The sequence below is a fragment of the Clostridioides sp. ES-S-0190-01 genome (genome assembly GCF_020658275.1).
Taxonomy (GTDB): domain Bacteria; phylum Bacillota; class Clostridia; order Peptostreptococcales; family Peptostreptococcaceae; genus Clostridioides.
The window spans coordinates 390,622-408,236 of record NZ_JACVWA010000015.1; the positions used below are offsets into that span (position 1 = coordinate 390,622).

The 17,615-nt window shown below is 29.6% G+C and carries 14 protein-coding genes, 1 pseudogene and 2 riboswitches; all 15 genes and pseudogenes read right to left on the reverse strand.

What is annotated here, in order from left to right; genetic code table 11:
- Positions 1-290: 290 nt before the first annotated feature.
- Positions 291-1,610 (reverse strand): APC family permease, encoded by a 1,320-nt coding sequence (locus tag IC214_RS05235; RefSeq protein ID WP_227835160.1) that lies wholly within the window; start codon positions 1,608-1,610, stop codon positions 291-293.
- 38 nt (positions 1,611-1,648) lie between these two features.
- A complete protein-coding gene (locus IC214_RS05240; protein ID WP_255606356.1) occupies positions 1,649-2,401 on the reverse strand; it encodes a gamma-glutamyl-gamma-aminobutyrate hydrolase family protein in 753 nt (250 codons plus the stop codon).
- A gap of 245 nt (positions 2,402-2,646) precedes the next feature.
- Positions 2,647-4,656: pseudogene (locus IC214_RS05245) on the reverse strand (sigma-54 interaction domain-containing protein).
- A gap of 276 nt (positions 4,657-4,932) precedes the next feature.
- Positions 4,933-6,120 (reverse strand): M20 family metallopeptidase, encoded by a 1,188-nt coding sequence (locus IC214_RS05250; protein WP_227866341.1) that lies wholly within the window; start codon positions 6,118-6,120, stop codon positions 4,933-4,935.
- Positions 6,121-6,133: 13 nt separating this feature from the next.
- Positions 6,134-7,525 carry a YfcC family protein gene (locus IC214_RS05255; RefSeq protein ID WP_227433860.1) on the reverse strand — a complete coding sequence of 464 codons (1,392 nt, stop codon included), beginning with the start codon at positions 7,523-7,525 and terminating at the stop codon, positions 6,134-6,136.
- Between the two features lie 148 nt (positions 7,526-7,673).
- Positions 7,674-7,853: riboswitch (Lysine riboswitch) on the reverse strand.
- Positions 7,854-7,972: 119 nt separating this feature from the next.
- Complete coding sequence (locus IC214_RS05260; RefSeq protein WP_227866342.1) at positions 7,973-8,794, reverse strand: class I SAM-dependent methyltransferase; 822 nt, start codon at positions 8,792-8,794, stop codon at positions 7,973-7,975.
- 107 nt (positions 8,795-8,901) lie between these two features.
- Positions 8,902-9,666, reverse strand: coding sequence for an ATP-binding cassette domain-containing protein (locus IC214_RS05265; RefSeq protein ID WP_227835619.1), 765 nt, complete (start codon positions 9,664-9,666; stop codon positions 8,902-8,904).
- Complete coding sequence (locus IC214_RS05270) at positions 9,641-10,600, reverse strand: ABC transporter ATP-binding protein (RefSeq protein WP_227866343.1); 960 nt, start codon at positions 10,598-10,600, stop codon at positions 9,641-9,643. The genes IC214_RS05265 and IC214_RS05270 overlap by 26 nt, the downstream gene beginning before the upstream one ends.
- A gap of 14 nt (positions 10,601-10,614) precedes the next feature.
- A complete protein-coding gene (locus IC214_RS05275) occupies positions 10,615-11,451 on the reverse strand; it encodes an ABC transporter permease (protein WP_227862907.1) in 837 nt (278 codons plus the stop codon).
- A gap of 1 nt (position 11,452) precedes the next feature.
- Complete coding sequence (locus IC214_RS21075; protein WP_227866344.1) at positions 11,453-12,400, reverse strand: ABC transporter permease; 948 nt, start codon at positions 12,398-12,400, stop codon at positions 11,453-11,455.
- Complete coding sequence (locus tag IC214_RS05285; protein WP_227866345.1) at positions 12,400-13,980, reverse strand: ABC transporter substrate-binding protein; 1,581 nt, start codon at positions 13,978-13,980, stop codon at positions 12,400-12,402. The genes IC214_RS21075 and IC214_RS05285 overlap by 1 nt, the downstream gene beginning before the upstream one ends.
- Positions 13,981-14,120: 140 nt before the next feature.
- A riboswitch (cobalamin riboswitch) is annotated at positions 14,121-14,288 on the reverse strand.
- Positions 14,289-14,367: 79 nt separating this feature from the next.
- Positions 14,368-15,066 (reverse strand): methyltransferase, encoded by a 699-nt coding sequence (locus IC214_RS05290; protein WP_227866346.1) that lies wholly within the window; start codon positions 15,064-15,066, stop codon positions 14,368-14,370.
- A gap of 2 nt (positions 15,067-15,068) precedes the next feature.
- Positions 15,069-15,842 carry a Rossmann-like domain-containing protein gene (locus tag IC214_RS05295; RefSeq protein WP_227835153.1) on the reverse strand — a complete coding sequence of 258 codons (774 nt, stop codon included), beginning with the start codon at positions 15,840-15,842 and terminating at the stop codon, positions 15,069-15,071.
- Entirely contained in the window at positions 15,820-16,875 is a 1,056-nt protein-coding gene (locus IC214_RS05300) for an ATP-binding cassette domain-containing protein (protein WP_227845986.1), read from the reverse strand. Before IC214_RS05300 ends, IC214_RS05295 begins: the two co-directional genes overlap by 23 nt.
- A complete protein-coding gene (locus IC214_RS05305; RefSeq protein WP_227866347.1) occupies positions 16,865-17,560 on the reverse strand; it encodes a GTP-binding protein in 696 nt (231 codons plus the stop codon). The genes IC214_RS05300 and IC214_RS05305 overlap by 11 nt, the downstream gene beginning before the upstream one ends.
- Between the last annotated feature and the right edge of the window lie 55 nt (positions 17,561-17,615).

Genomic DNA, 17,615 nt, shown 5'->3' on the forward strand with positions numbered 1-17,615 from the left:
ACAAATGGTTCTGGTAATCTTCATGAATTTAATATTCCATCATTTTACGCAACTAGAGCAGTAAAAAAATAAAACTATTTATACAAAAAGCAGTATAACACCAAAATGCTATACCGCTTATCATAAATTCAAAAGAATCCTTATAAAATATCTATAAATATAGCCCTTTGTGAATTTCAATACTAGAGATAAAATTCCAAAAACTACACACGATTATATTTATACATCCAATTTATAGATAGAAAATTTATTACAATCTTTATAATTTTATTCTCTAATAATTATAAGAATTACTTGACTTCAATATCATTATATTTTTTTGAATATACATTAGTCATATAGAAATATATAGGAACTACAATTACCATACCACCTAGTCCCCAAACTATCTTCATTGGTTCATCAATACCTGCTTTTATCAATAATACTATACTTATAGCTACTGCAAATATTGGTATAATCACTCCTCCAGGTATCCTAAAGTTTATGTCTTTACCAGCATACTTCTTCCTTAATATTAATACAGCTAGACAGGTAGGAATATATTGAATAAATCTAGATACAACACTTATTTGAGATAGTGTTGTAAATGACCCTGACCATGCTATTAATAAAGTTCCTATAACAGAAACTATAATTGCTATATATGGAGCTCCATTTTTATTAGTTTTTCTTATAGACTTAGGCATTAATCCTTGCTCGACCAAAGCAGCCGCAGACCTTGGTGTAAATATAGACGATGCAATATTTATTCCTCCAACAGATACTATAGTCCCTATTGTAATTATATATCCACCTATAGGACCTAACATTTTAATAGCAGCATCTGCAACAGGAGTCGCTGACCCTCTTAATCCATCTCCCAATACACCTATACTTATCCCCAATATAAGCATATATATTACTGATACTACAAACATTACCATTACTAATGCCTTAGGTACATTTTTCTTAGGATTTTCCATATCTTTTGCTGCAACAGCTAAAGATTCAAACCCCGTAAAAGCATAAAATAAAGTTATTGATACTGCTACAAAAGCTGATGATGTACTTTGACCTTTTTGTATTATTATAAATGGCGTAAAATTAGAGCCTTTTATAAAAAATAAACCTACAGCTATAAATAAAACTATTGGTAATAATTTTCCTATAGTCATTATATTGTTTAAATGCTTAGATTGCTTCATTCCCATAAAATTTATAAGCCCAAGCCCTCCAACTAATATACCAATTATTATATTTTTAATAAGTGGCTCTGCTGCTTGAGGCCATATAGATGATAGTGTGACTGCAAAAAAGTTTGCCATAGTTGCCCAAGCAATCATACTAACTATCCACTTCATAAATCCAACTTCAAACCCAATAAAATCTCCAAAGGCCTCTTTTGCATAAAGATACGGCCCTCCATCAGTATCAAACCAACTCCCTGCTTCAGCAAAACATAAAGCAATAGAGACAGCTAAAAACATACAAAAAACTAATACTAAGATACTCGCTGGACCTATACTTGTATATGCATCTCCAGGTAAGCCAAATATACCTGACCCTATTATTGCATTAATCCCTAATAATACAATACTCCAGAAACCTAACTTAACACTTTTTTTCATTGTTATTCCTCCAAACTCAACTTAAAATATAGTTATAATTATTTTTCTTTAGATGCTTCTTTAACTATCGCCATAAATATTTTTTTCATATTATCACAATCCTTAGTCATCATTTCTGGATGCCATTGTATGCCTATTACAAACTCATTCCCATCCTTTTCTATAGCTTCAATTAAACCATCTTTGGCAGTAGCTGAAACAATATATCCTGGAGCTACCTTATTGACAACTAAATGATGGAAACTATTAACTAGGATTTCTTGTTCTCCTAATATTTCATACAACTTTGTACCCTCTTTTATCTGTGCTGTATGTGTAGGTATATTAGATAAATGTTGCTGATTATGTTTTATGTAAGCTCCTTCAATTAAAGATAAATCTTGATATAAACTCCCTCCCTCAGCTACATTTATAATTTGTTCACCTCTACATATACCTAACACTGGTTTTTTCATATCTAAAGCATACTTTAATAACTTCATATCAAAAACATCTCTTTTAGGTGATATTGCACCTAGCTTATTATGAGGTTCCTCCTTCCATATAAGAGGATTTACATCTTGTCCTCCTGATAGTATAAGTCCATCTATATTTGATACTTGTTCCTTTATAATCTCATCATCATATACAATTGGTACAATATATGGTATAGCTTTACACATAGCTACTGACTGTATATAGTCATTATTTACATAAGCCCTTTCATAACCAGGAAACATCCCCCCTTCATCAATTAATAAGTTTCCTGATATTCCTATTACTGGATATTTCTTTTTAATCACTTTCTTCACCCCTTAAATTATTTATGAACAATAAAAAATGCTACTTCTCTCTTAAAGAGCAAGTAGCATACCAATATTTTAATTGTTTAAAAATTCTAATTTATTTTTAAAATACTTTTTCTAAGGAATCAGTTATATAAATCACTCTATTGATTTATATTTTATTTTAATCCTATTTAATTCGACTTTTTGAATAGTGTTAATTCTAATTAATAGGCAAAATAGGCATTCATACTTTCCTTTTTATTAACCTATTAAATACTATTTAATATATTTTTTCCTCTTCTATTTAACTCACTTCCCTTTCTACCTGATTCACATATTATCAAATCTAGTTCTTTAAGTATATTAAGTATTCCCCTTACCTCACCTTCTGTTATACTATAACCTAATTCATTTATTGAATTAAGAATACCATTTCTACCTATGTTTTTATTAAGGTTATTGGCATTTTTTAAGCATTCCATTACTAATCTTACTTTTTCTATAGATGTTCTATCTTTTAATGTACTTATTTCTTTACTATAGTCTTCAGTTATATTTAGTAAATTATGAGGTAAGTCATTAATTAAAATAACATGTTCAGAACTCATAATGTTAATATACATAGCTGTATTTTTTAATTCTCTTATATTCCCTGGCCATTCATATGAATTAATAATGTCTTTAACATCTTGACTAATTTCCCTCTTACTTTTCATAAAATGCTTTAGCATAACTTCTATATCTTCTTTTCTCTCTCTTAAAGGTGGTATGTTTATAGGCAATACATTTATCCTATAATATAAATCAGCTCTGAACCTATCTTTTTTTATCATTTCTAATAAATTTTTATTTGTAGCTGCAATTACTCTTACATCAGTGTCTATTACATTTTCCCCCCCAACTCTCATGACTTGATTTTCTTGTAATACTCTAAGTAATTTGCTTTGTAAATATATGGGCATGTCTCCTATTTCATCTAAAAATATAGTTCCATTATTAGCTTGCTAAAATAAACCTTTTTTCCCTCCTCTTAAAGCACCTGTAAAAGCACCTTCTTCATATCCAAAAAGTTCACTTTCAAGTAGGTTTTCTGGCATAGCTGCACAGTTTATCGCTATAAATGGCTGACTATGCCTTGGTGATGCATTATGAATAGACTGAGCCATAAGTTCTTTTCCTGTTCCACTTTCTCCAGTTATAAGAACTGTATAATCAGATTCCGCTATTTTCATACCTAGCTCTTTAGTTCTTTCCATTTTTACTGATACTGTTTTTATGTCATCAAAGGTATACCTAGCAACTTGTCCCTTTTCTCTAAGCTTCTTTGATAGGTTTTGTTCCAATTTCCTTATGTAAGTTATTTCTTGAATACAAAAATAATATCCAGTCACCCTTCCAAAACTTTCTATATTATACTTATTTACATTTAAATATTTATTATTAAACTTTATAACTTCATCATGTGCCTTACTTAATCTAAAAATCTTTTTAATATTTTCATTCTCTAATTCATCTATATTTTTTCCTATAATATCACTTTTAATATCTAGTATATCACTCAAGCTATTATTACAAATAATTACATTTTCCTTCTCTGATATCATTGCCATACCTAGGTTTGATAAGTTTATTATAGAATTCAATTCATCTGCTTTTATAGTAAGTTCTTTATATTTAGTATTTATTCCTGAATATAAACTAATCACTTCATCTGTATACTTAATTAGCCTTTCAGTAATTTCCTTATCATCCAGTTTGAGTTTTGCTATTATTTGAATAAATGTTGAACTATCAATATACCTATGCCCTAAATCAATAACTTCTTCAATATATTTTGGAACTAAATCTGCTTCTCCTGGTGTTACAGCTATCTTAATATTTCTATATTCTTCATTAGGATTATATGGTATGAAATTTAAGTGATTTATTCCTATATTGTATAAATTAGATATTGTTTCTAATACAGTGTGCTTATTATCATTTACTACTAATACATCTATTCCTTCTGGTAATGAAAATAACTTGTATATATCCTTTTGCTTTATAGTTCTATTTATAATTATTATCTTTGAGACATCTTTTACATATTTTTTTATTTTCAATACTCTATCATCTATCATTACTAATATTATGTCATCTTTTATCGATTCTTCTTCTGTTATTCTATTTAAATAATAGTTTTTTATTATTACTTTATCTTTAAATATCAGCTTTAGGTTTTTATTTAAAAAACACTCTAATTTAGATAATCCATCAGTTACTACTGCTATTGTTTTCATTATAAATCTATCCTTTCTTTTGTTTATATTATATAAAATTTTAATAGTTCTAATATAGTTCAAAATCTTTTAACTTATATAAAGCAAAAGTTATGCCAAATTGATAGATTTCTTATTTTTTATTTAACCTTAAGCTAGAAATATTATTATATGATTAAGATTAGATAAATAATATAACTTTAGCTATAGAATCTACAAAAACATGACTCCTATCAAAAAATAAAAAGGTATTACCAAATTTCTGGTAATACCTTTTTATCTTATTTTTAATTTAAATTAATTTAAGTGATTTTTCTTAATCTCATCAAGTAGTCCATCTTCTAGATAAATTTCTAACGCACATCCTGCCATTGCCTTTACTGCTTTGTGAAGTTTATCATAAGCTTCCTCAGAATTTGCATAATTTAAAAACTCTTTTTCATGAACATATACCATTGGATTTATGTCTAGAGCTATTTCCGTATACATAGTAGGACAAACTTGGCTTACATTTCCTATGTCTGTAGAACCTACTGGACCTTCTTTTCCTTCTAATATATCTGTTATACCTGCCTCAATTAGATTATTCTTTGTTATATTCTGAAGCACCTTATTATTTATTATATTGTCAAAAGAATTTTCAAAGTATCTATAAGAAAGTTTAGCACCTGTCATTAACTCTGCACCTTTTGCACAGTTTATAACCTTTTTAGTTACTTCATCTAAATAACTTCTTTCAGCAGCTCTTACGAAAAATTCACAGGCAGCTTTTTCTGGAACTATGTTTGGAGCTTCTCCTCCATTTGAAACTATCCCATGTATTCTAACATCTGATTTTACATGCTGTCTTAGTGCATTTATTCCTGCAAAAGTAAGTTGTACTGCATCTAATGCATTAACACCCATATGAGGATGGCTAGCTGCATGTGCTGATACCCCTTCAAAACTAAACTCTATTGAATCTATTGCCAAAGCCTTGCAGTTTATGTTATTAAAAGCTTCTATATGCATCTGATAACTTACATCAATATCATCAAAAGCTCCTGCCTTAACTAAATCACACTTTCCTCCTGTTGTTTCTTCAGCTGGTGTTCCTATTAGTACAATTTTTCCTTTAAAATTTTCTTTTAACTTACTTAGTACTATACAAGCTCCTAATGTAGATGCAGCAATCCAGTTATGTCCACAAGCATGACCTGGTTCTTTATTTTCCCCATATCCAGGCAATGCGTCATACTCAGCTAAAAATGCTATAGTTGGACCATCATTATCCCCTAGTTCTGCTCTAAAAGCAGTATCCATATTACAGTATGGATAAGTTGTATCAAATCCATATTCCTTCATTTTATCTACCAAGTACTTTGATGATATATATTCTTCTTCTCCTAGTTCTGGATTGTTAAATATAAAATCACATACTTCTTCAATTTCTTTTCCCAGTTCATTCTCTATCTCATAAGCTCTTTTCTTTATACTTTCAATCATAATATACCTCCTATTAGAATCCAACAAATAATCCTATTGTTAAAAACACCATTACAGTAATTGTTAATACTACCATTAAAGGCATTACAAATCTAACCCACTTTGACCAAGGAATATTAGCTACTGCTAGTGCTCCCATTAAAACACCTGATGTAGGTGTTATTAAGTTAGTTACACCTATACCAAATTGATAAGCTGTAACTATCATTTGTCTAGACACATCTACTAAATCTCCAAGTGGAGCAAGTACAGGTATTGTAAGTGATGCAAGTCCTGATGCAGATGGTATAAAAAATGCTATTAAACCTTCTATTAAGAAAGTTAAATTTATAAATATAGTCTTTGGAAGTCCATTTAATAAATTTGCGGCAGAATTTAAAATTGTATCTATTATAAATCCATTTTCTGCTATTATTACTATTCCACGTGCAAATGCTATACATAGCCCTGCTGTCATTAAATCTCCTGCTCCACTTATAAATGAATTAACTATGTCATCTTGTTTAAGCCCTGATGCTATTCCTGATATTATACCTATAGCTGTAAATATCATTGCAATTTCAGTTATGTACCATCCTAGCTTTAAAACTCCATATATCATAATTGCCATACCTATTGTGAAAATTGCTATTACCATAGCTTCTCTTTTTGTAAATTCTTTTATGTTTGTATCAGTATTAGCCATTGATTCTTGATTCAATGATATACCATGTACTAAAGACTTCTTAGGGTCTTTTTTAACTTTATTGGCATACATCATAACAAATCCTATAGATATAGCCATATATATTATAAACATAACAACTCTCAACTCTATCCCAGAACCTGGTGTTATTTGTGACAATGCTTGTGCTATTCCTACAGAGAAAGGATTAGTAGTAGCTGCTCCAAATCCAGCTGTTGCTCCTATAAATACTGTAGCCACTGCTGTTAATGAATCATATCCCATACTGGTCATGAGTGGAATAAATATCATATAAAAAGGTAGTGTTTCTTCACTCATTCCAAATGTTGTTCCACCTAATCCAAATAGAATCATTGATATAGGTATTATTAAGAATTGGAATCTCTTCATTTTATTTACAGTATGAGCTATAACAGCTTCTATAGCTCCTGTTTTGTTAACTATTCCAAAAGCTCCTCCAACTATCAAAACAAATCCAACTACTTCAGCTGCATCTATAAATCCATTTATAGGTGCTGTAAATACATCAGTAATTCCTTGTGGATTTGATGCTGCTTTTTCATAAGTTCCAGCTACAACAACCGACCTTCCATCTATATCTACCCTTTCAAAATTTCCACTTGGTACTATCCAAGTAAGAACTGCCATTACTACTATTAGTAAAAATATTATAGTAAGTGTCTGTGGCATAGTAAACTTTTTCTTTTTTAAACTGCTCATTTTTAATCTCCCCCACTTTTAAAATTAAAATATTTTATTATTGCTTCCCTTTTCTATCCTATTTTATATAGATGTAAAAAAGCTCAACATGGATACATGTTGAGCTGAATGCGCTAAATACAATATACCTACATCTTCCCTTTATCTTAGTTAAGATAGCTCTCCATCAAAATTCGGGATAATTTTGATGACAGTACTGTACTTATTAAATACAGCCCCAGCACTAGATTTGGACACTAGCACTTCGGCACTTACTCCTTTTATATTGCTTCATTGGCTTCCGACCTCTTCAATATTAATCTTAGTAAATGCGACCTCTACCTCAATCTTTTTATTAGATGAGGTAATTCTTATTAAATTTTATTTATTCTAAATAATTGTAGCATAATATGTCGAGATTGTAAATATTTTCAGAAGAGTTTATATGCTTCCATAATATTAACAAATCTAGCTTATACTATTCCAGTATATAATTACAACTTTAGTTTTATGTTTAAAAATATATTTGTTTTCTCTTTTTTCTATTATCTTATCTATATACTTATCCAACATATCGCTAAAGTTAATATTTTTATTTAATTCTGTTTCCATTTTAAAAAGTATATCCTCTACACTATCGAATTCAATTTCATTTTCTACATCAATAAACTTTATATCTGCACATATATTTAAAGAATGTAGTATATTTGGAATGTATATATAATCTGGACAAGTTCTATCTTTATCACCTAAATCCATATACAAATCATTAAATAATGGTTTTTGAATAGTTCTCACTATAATCACTTTTTCTTTAGCTAGCTTATCCATCTTACTCAAAGCATCTTTAATATCCCAAATTCGATAAAGAGAATTCACAGATAAAATATAATCACTATGCCCAACATTAATCTCTTCCCATTTTCCTTGTATTGTATCTATATTAGTTATATTATGTTCCCTAGCCTTTCCTTCAAGCACATTAAGCATATCTATTGAAAAATCATTAGCAATTATACCTTTACATTTCTTAGAAAGTGGAATAGTAAATTTTCCGGTACCTGCACCAATTTCTATAAGATTTTTTCCTTCATCTATTAACTTATCTACAAAATTAAATACTTCTTTTGAATAATCATAAAGCGTTGGTCTATCATCATATTTATGAGATAATTTTTTAAAAAACTTTCTTTCCGCTTCATCATCAAAAGCTCTTTCTCTTGCATATCCTTCTTTACTTTCAATATACTCATGCCATTTTTTCTCAAAATCTATATCTTTATAGTACATAATTACTTTTCCTTTCTAAAAATATTAGGGCGAGATTTGTAATTTTCTATACTCAAAAAACTACTCTTACTAATGTAATGATTGATTAAACAATTGATTACTATATTTTAAAAATTAGTGAAATTCTCAACAAGCTCTTTGGTATAAGCATGCTTTGCACTTTTATACAATTCCTTAGCATCTATAATTTCAACTATCTTGCCATTTAACATGACTGCAACCTCATCACTAACTTCTTTTACTAAGTCTATATCATGAGATATAAATAAATAGGTTATATTAAACTGTTTTTGAGCTTTCTTCAAAACCTGTATAACTTGAGCTTGCACAGATACATCTAGCATTGATGTAGGTTCATCTAATATCATAAATTTAGGATTTAATAAAAGCACTCTAGCTAAAGCAACTCTTTGTATTTGTCCTCCACTTACTTGATGTGGGTATCTATTTAAAATTTCCTCACTAAGCCCAACAAAACTTAAATATTCCATTATGTATTCTCTTGCTTTATTCTTTTCGTAGAGTTTATGAATTTTTAATGGTTCCACAAGGCTGCCATATATAGTTTTTTTAGGGCTTAGGGCAGAATCTGGATGTTGAAATATTATCTGCATCTCTTTTCTTAAATCCCTCATTTGAGAAAAATCATAATTACTGATATCTCTACCATTAAAATAAATTTTACCTCTGTCACATTTAATAAGTCTTAAAATAAGCCTTGATAAAGTTGATTTTCCGCATCCACTTTCTCCTACAAGACCTAAGGTTTTTCCCTCTTTGATTTCAAAAGATACATCATCTACCGCCTTAACTATCTTTTTATTGATTATTCCGCTTTTAAACTCCTTATAAAGGTTGCAAACTCTTATCATAAAGAAAACACCTCACTTTTGAACCATTAACATCAAATAGTCTTGGTTCATAATCAATACATGTTTTTTTTGCAACCTTGCATCTCGGAGAAAATCTACATCCTTTTGGTAAGTTTGTTAGACTTGGCACTATCCCTTCAATGGGTATTAATTTTTTATTTGGCTGTGAATCAATTAAACCTCTCGTATAAGGATGTAGTGGATTATTAAAGATACTATTTTTTGTACCCTCTTCTATGATTTTACCTGCATACATAACTACAACTTCATCACAAAGCTTTTTAGCTAGCATTAAATCATGAGTTATAAGTATCATGCTAACACCCATATTACTTCTTAAATCATAAAATACTTCATATACTTGCTTTCTTATTATTGCATCCAACCCTTTAGTTGGTTCATCTGCAATTACCCAGTTAGGTTTTAATGCTGTCCCTATAGCTGCTAATGCTCTCTGACTCATACCTCCACTTAACTGAAATCCATACGAATTATAAACCAACTCACTATTTGAGAAAAAAAATTTTTTTAATATCTCCAAACTTTTACTCTTACAAGAATTCTTTTTTTCTTTTCCATGATAATAAAAAAGTTCATTCATATGACTTCCTATTTTCAATATTGGATTAAAAGAACTTGATGGATTTTGGGGTATTAACGCTATTTTTTTCCCTCTGATTTCTCTAATTTCATTTTCTTTAATTTTTAGCAAATCTTTTTCTTCATATAAGACACTGCCTGAAACAGTTGAGTTATTAGATACAAGGTTCAAAATCCCTAGTCCTAGTACCGATTTTCCACTTCCAGTTTCTCCAATAATTCCTGTAATTTTACTACTTTGAAAGGTTCTAGATACTCCATCTACAGCTCTTACTTTTCCTTCCTTAGTATTAAAATGAATTTTTAAATCTTTTATACTTATATCTCTATTCATAGTTTTTATTCCTTCTAAAGATATTGGCTTAAAGTGTTGCTTTTTTCATCAAACATATCCCTTAGTGCATCTCCAATTAAATTTATACTGCAACACAATAATAATATACTAAACCCAGGTGCTAATAATAGATTTGGATAGCTTCTAAAATGAGTCTTAGCATCATTTATCATAACACCCCAATCTGCTTGTGGTGGTTGTATTCCTAGACCTAAAAAACTTAACGATGCCATAGAAAGTACACTTTTTCCTACCCTTATTGCAAATAGTACTATAAAAGGAGCAAATATATTTGGAATTATATAGTGCAAAATTATATAAATATGACTAGCCCCTAGTGCTCTTGCACCTTCAACATATTTTTCTTCTTTTACCTTTAATACCTCTCCTCTAACTATTCTTGAAAAACCAGCCCAAGAAGTGAATACTATTGCAATTAATAAACTTTTTATACCTGGCCCAAGAACTCCAGCAAGAGCAATCATAAAGCTAAGACTTGGAAGACCTTGAAATATATTTACAATTGACTGTATTATCGTATCTACTATCCCACCACAATATCCTGCTATTATACCCACAAAACTACCAAATAGCATTGTTAATAATGTTGCTAAAAAAGCTAAAGATATTGATACTCTGGCTCCATATAATATCCTACTTAAAATATCTCTGCCTAGAGTATCTGTACCAAGTATATGTTCTCTAGAAATTCCCATTAATCTATCATCCATTTGTACTTTATTAGAGTCATATGGAGCCAACTCTGGTGCAAATATTGCAACAAGTATCATAATTATTAGCACTAAAAAAGCTAGTTTATGTATAAATAACATTTCTTTAAATTTATCCATCTCATTTACCTCCCACCCTCATTTTAGGATTAAGAAATAGGTAACATATGTCTACAATTAAATTAAACACTATAAATATAATCCCTGTAAATAGCACATATCCTTGTACCACTGGATAATCTCTACTCATTATTCCTTGTATTACATAACTTCCCATACCTGGAATACTAAAAATAACCTCAACCACTGTGGAGCCTCCTAAAATAGCACCAAAATAGTTTCCCAGAACTGTTACAATGGGCATTAATGAATTAAAAAAAGCATACTTAAAAATAACTATTTTATTTGACAGACCCTTAGCTTTTGCCACTGTTATATAGTTTTGTCCTATACTTTCTATTAAAGTTGCTCTATTTAACCTTGCTACAGTTCCTATAGTCCCAGCTGCTAAAACAAATCCAGGCATTATTAAATGTTTAATCGTACCATACCCACTCGTAGGTAGCCATCTAAGATTCTCACAAAATATACTTAACATAATAATAGCTAACCAAAACCCTGGAATAGATATCATAAGTAAAGATACAAAAGTGCCAATCTTATCTATCGCTGAATCCTTTTTTAAAGCCATGATTATAGCTAATGGTATAGATAACACTATAACAAAAAACATAGCCATTAAAGATAAAGAGAAGGTTATTGGTAACCTTCTTAATATCTCTTCTGTGATAGATGTCTTTTTGATATAGGAAAGTCCTAAATCTCCAGTCATAGCTTTTTTAGTCCAATTAATATACTGAACTATAATATTATCATTTAACCCTAACTCTTCTCTAACTCTTTCTATTTCTTCATCTGTAGGAGCAGAAATACCATCCATGCTTAAATATTCAACTGCTGGGTCACCAGGTGCTATAACCCCTAATATAAATCCTAGAAAAGTTATTCCTATCAAAATAGGGATAGTCATCAATATCCTTCTAATTAAATATTTAAATGGTGTTTTCACTACTTACTCCACTCCATATTTGCTAATGTAGTCCCATATAATGTAGGTTTGTATCCAGTTATTTTTTTATTATAGGCAATTAAGTTAACATCTTCAAATAATGGTATAGCTGATGGGTGTTCTGCTGATATATCTTGAAGCTCATCATATATTTTACTTCTTTTATCTAAATCCATTGTTTTTTCTAATTGACCTATTAATTCATCTGCTCTTTCATTTTTATAGCCCAATGAATAAGCTATATTACTTGACCCTGTGCTTCTCATATAACTATCAAATATAGAAAATGGTTCTGCATTTGGAAGCCCTTGAGTGTGAAGTGCTATGTCATAATTTCCTGTTTTTTGTGCTTCCTTAAAAGCAGCACCATCAAGTATAGTTATTTTAGAGTTTAATCCAACTTCACTTAATACAGATTGTATATACTCTGCTACAGTTTTGTATGGATAACGGTCTACACCATAAGATGGTATTATAAACTCTAACTCTTTTGTTTCCCCTTTTAACTCATTCTTTATGATTTTTTTTGCTTTTTCTGCATCATAAACAGGTTTAATTTCCTTAGCAAAAGGTGAACCTTGGTTCAATATATTCATAGTCGGAGTTCCATATCCTCCATAAAATTTATTTACTATAGTTTCTCTATCCACCAACAAGCTTAGTGCTTCTTTTATCTTAACATTATTAAATGGTGCCCTAGTACCGTTTGTAGATACAAATTGAGTTATTGTTGATGGAGATGTTTTAATCTCAAAGTTTTCATCCTTTATTAGCTCACTAGCTAACTCTGGAGTAATAGCCCCTAAATCCATAACACCCATAATTTCCTCTGATTTAAGTGCTGTGTAACGAGTTTGTGCATCTTTAATTACATTTACTCTTACATTTTTAACTTTACTTTTATCTCCATAATAGTCTTGATTTCTCTCTAACAAAACAAATTGTTCTTTTTCTCGTTCTTTTATCTTAAATGGACCAGTTCCTTGTGCATACTTAGTAAAGTCTCCCGTTTTTACATCAAAACACTCTGGACTATACATAGCACTTCCAAATCTAGCCATGTTGTATATTAAAGTTGATATTGGTTTACTGAAAGTAAGTTTAACTTCATAGTCAGAAACTTTATCCACACTTTGTAAATTAGGATATGTCTTTTCTATATCAAACGAATAAAAAGGTGAAGATTTCGTTTTCATATTCATATAACGTTCAAAATTTTTTACTACTGAATCTGCATTCAAATCTACACCATCATGGAATTTTACACCCTTCTTTATTGTAAATGTCCATTCTTTATAATCATCTGAATTTGACCATTTTTCTGCAAGTTCTGCCTTTGGTTTTCCATCATCACCCAGCCCTATTAAAGGTTCCCAAACATAGAGTATAGAACTTGTGTAATAAGCATCTTGTTCACCTGGTGCCAAATCCCTAGCTGCTGCTAAAACTACTTCCTTTTCATTATTCATCTTACTAACATCATTATTTTCCTCTGGCTTACTACACCCTGTTATCAATGATAACATCAGCATAATTGCTAAAATTATACTACTCAGCTTCCCTTTTGAAATCTTCCTCATAATACATTTCCCCCTTATTTAGAAATATGAGCATAAAAAAAGTTATAGCAAATAATGCTATAACATCCCATTTTAATATGTATACTTTAAATTCTAAATTCCATATACAAAACAATAAATCTAGTTGCTCCCCCCTAAATTTATTTACTAATATTTAATGTAGGTATCTGACTTACATTTCATTTTCTCAGCCTTTCTAAATAACATCTGTTGGCTATGTAGAATTTATCCATGCTTACAGTGATGGGTTCGTGTTGGATTTTCACCAACTTCCCTACTCTTTAAATACATTTATTCAATTCTTAGTTTAATTGTATGCAATCTTATATAAATTGTCAACTTAAATCAAAATATAGCACTATATGCAAAATTAAAATTTACAATTATCTATCTATTAAAGTCTATTATAAAAACAGATATATTTTTTTCGTATGGAAGGTAATAAGCTACTTTATCTCCTTTAACTATATTTTTCATAATATGATTGTATATAGTTTCATACTCTCCGCCTTCATCATAAGACTTAGCATACCTAACTATGTCATCTTCACAAGTAAATGTCTGTCCAAATTCAAGACTTAATGGTATTAATTCATATCTAAGTTTCTTTTCATCTAATAATACTTTTAAATTTTTTGAGCTATGTCTTTCCACCACATCCATTCTTTTCTTAGATACTGGAATATGAGTTTTGGACTTATCATTAACAATTGCAATTAATCTATCACAATGTCCAGTAAAAAGTTCTATATTCTCATATGAAAAAAAAGAAATTAGTATAGTATCAAATTTTGTATTTATATCTTTAAAATCTTTTACCATACATCTAATATTGCTTATATTATTGTCTTTTATTGATTTTTCTAAATAATTTATAGCATTTTGGTTTATATCAATACAAGTTATATCTTTCAGTTCTTTGCTTAAATACATATCTATTAAACCTAATCCACAACCTACATCACAAAAAGTTTGGCTATCTTTGATGTACGGAATTATTTCTTTAGCTAATATCTTGTGAAAACCAGTATACTCACTTGCATCAGCAAAAGATTTTATTGTAGTATCATTCCAATTCATTCTCATATTTAAATTTCCCCACCGTCTTTTAAATTTACTTTCTGACCTGTACTGTAAAACATACTGTTTCTCTCATTTCCACTTATTATGCTCATTACTTTATCATGTTCTTTAATTACAAATCCTGATAAATCATTTACTCCATACTTAAATAATATAGGTGCCATTGGAGTTGCTGGACCTACCAATACCACATAAGCATTTTTGCTTAATTCTAAATACCAAGGAAAAGTTTTTGTACTTAATGTGTAACAAGATATAACTACAAAGTCCTGTTCAGGTAAGATATATGGTGCTGAAGTCTCTGGATAATCACCATATATATCTTCACTTTCTATTATGGATAAATCACAAACAGGTGCAAATAGTTGTTCTAAATAGTGAAAATGACCTATAACCGCTACCTTTTTTCCCCTTATCATATTCTGGTATGAAATAAAAGGGTCATTAATTCTATCTTCTATAAAATTGTTTTCATTTAACTTTATATTATTTTCTTTTGAAACTTTTACAGAATTATAATAAGAATTTATTGCAGCCAAGCCAATTCCTGATTCTGTGATATTCCAAGACTTAATACATCCAGCTATTTCATATAAAGATTTTCCTTTAAAAGATTTTACAAACTCTGGAGGACGCCCATCTTCACTATATACAAAACCTATACCACTACCTACACTACTTCTTACTAAAATATTATGTTGCCCAACAGCTATATCTTCAACTATTATCTCCTTAGGAATTCCTTCTATTAAATCATCATAAAGTTCCCACAAAGTCATTTACCTCCTCCTGTACAATACTCTCTATTTCTTTTCTATTTAAGACTTCACCTTTTCTAACCTTGTGCCTAATATCTAGTAAAATATTATCTAGGCTTTCTATGTATTTAATACTTTCTATTTCTTCATCTGTTGTAGATATTACCTTTGAAATTCCACCATTTTTAATAACTATTCTTTTATTAGCGTTTAAAGCTAATATAGGGTCATGTGTTGAAATCAAAATTATTTTTTCCTTTTTAGATAATAGTCTTAGAGCTTCCTTTCTATCTATACCTGCATTTTCAATTTCATCAATTAAAACTATTGGTGAAGAACTCATATATGCAGTATCCGATATCATAAGAGCTCTTGATTGACCTCCTGATAATTGGGTTATCTTTGTGGTTAATTCAAATTTTTCTCCAGCTAGTTTATTAGCACAATAAAAGCATTTTTTTACTATGTCATCTTGATTTTTACAAAAACGACTTTTAGAGTGCATTTGTAAAAATTCTTCTACTGTTAAATCCATTACAAAATTCATATTTTGTGAAAGTTGAGCTACTAGCTTTCCATCCATAACAAAACGAGTTTCATCACTTGGAATACTTTCATTTATTAATATTTGTCTGTTAGTAGGAGTGTCTCTCTGGGCTAAACATTCAATATCCTCTAACAGTCTACTTTTTCCTGAACCTGTAGGTCCAACAATACTTATAATTTCTCCAGCCTTTATTTTCAATGAGATAGCTTCTTTTTCTTTTAGCTTATTGTACCCACCATTAATAGTAATGCTTTCTATATTTAAACTCTTTTCATCTTGGCCAAATTCTTTTAAAAACTCCACCAGTTTAATGTATAACTCTTCTTTTTCTATCCCAAAAGTTATATAAAATTCCTCATCTAAAGATTCTATTAGATTATTAAAAATAATTGAATCATCTACATTATTTAGATTGTAATTTAAGAAAAAATCAAAGGCCATAGAGTAGTTTTCTTTTATCTCTTTTATAGACATGTTTAGTAAATTTTCATAATTATCATATTTCATAGTCAAACTCCATTTTCTTTATCATTCCCATTTGATAAGATTCTCCAATTCTAGTCTCTCCAGTACAGTAAGAACACACTGATGCTGGTGTTGTAAAACGTAATTGTTTTTCCCTAAGCGTGGTTATTTCTTTTATATCACTTAAATATTTCTTAAGTAAAAATACTCCTTGTCCTGTGATTCCATTTATAAATATTATCTTAGCTTTTGAGTTTACTTGACGTACATTAAAGGAAAATACCTCCCTTTCTGCTTGTGATACTATGTCTCCTTTTGTAATTACAACAATATCAGCATATTTTAGCATTGGTCCTATTTTTCTAGGTGTATTTATCCCTGATAAATTATCCATTACACAAACTGCTGGTATAGTTTTTATATAGGGTGAGCAACGATTACAAAGCCCTGCACTTTCAGTAATTAAAATATCTAAGTTTAATTTTTTAGACCAATAAAGTGCATCTTCAATATTACTTATAAAAAAATGGTCTGGACAAATTTTACCAGATAGTCCAATTTGAACAGGTATATTATTCTCTTCATATCTAATCTGGTCAAAAGATGTAAGGCAGTCAAACTTTACTACTCCAACCTTATTTTCTTCTGCCTCCATAGCTTTAATTAGATGAAGAATAACAGATGTTTTTCCAGATGATGGTGGCCCTGCTACTGTAATTAGTTTCATATCAATTCCCCTTTTTACGAAAGAAAGTAGGTAAAATCCTACTTTCTTTTAATTT

Bases quoted from the DNA above. Each gene is read 5' to 3' on its own strand.
- IC214_RS05235 (WP_227835160.1), bottom strand. From the start codon at position 1,610: ATGAAAAAAAGTGTTAAGTTAGGTTTCTGGAGTATTGTATTATTAGGG.
- IC214_RS05250 (WP_227866341.1), bottom strand. From the start codon at position 6,120: ATGATTGAAAGTATAAAGAAAAGAGCTTATGAGATAGAGAATGAACTG.
- IC214_RS05255 (WP_227433860.1), bottom strand. From the start codon at position 7,525: ATGAGCAGTTTAAAAAAGAAAAAGTTTACTATGCCACAGACACTTACT.
- IC214_RS05260 (WP_227866342.1), bottom strand. From the start codon at position 8,794: ATGTACTATAAAGATATAGATTTTGAGAAAAAATGGCATGAGTATATT.
- IC214_RS05265 (WP_227835619.1), bottom strand. From the start codon at position 9,666: ATGATAAGAGTTTGCAACCTTTATAAGGAGTTTAAAAGCGGAATAATC.
- IC214_RS05270 (WP_227866343.1), bottom strand. From the start codon at position 10,600: ATGAATAGAGATATAAGTATAAAAGATTTAAAAATTCATTTTAATACT.
- IC214_RS05275 (WP_227862907.1), bottom strand. From the start codon at position 11,451: ATGGATAAATTTAAAGAAATGTTATTTATACATAAACTAGCTTTTTTA.
- IC214_RS05285 (WP_227866345.1), bottom strand. From the start codon at position 13,980: ATGAGGAAGATTTCAAAAGGGAAGCTGAGTAGTATAATTTTAGCAATT.
- IC214_RS05290 (WP_227866346.1), bottom strand. From the start codon at position 15,066: ATGAGAATGAATTGGAATGATACTACAATAAAATCTTTTGCTGATGCA.
- IC214_RS05295 (WP_227835153.1), bottom strand. From the start codon at position 15,842: ATGACTTTGTGGGAACTTTATGATGATTTAATAGAAGGAATTCCTAAG.
- IC214_RS05300 (WP_227845986.1), bottom strand. From the start codon at position 16,875: ATGAAATATGATAATTATGAAAATTTACTAAACATGTCTATAAAAGAG.
- IC214_RS05305 (WP_227866347.1), bottom strand. From the start codon at position 17,560: ATGAAACTAATTACAGTAGCAGGGCCACCATCATCTGGAAAAACATCT.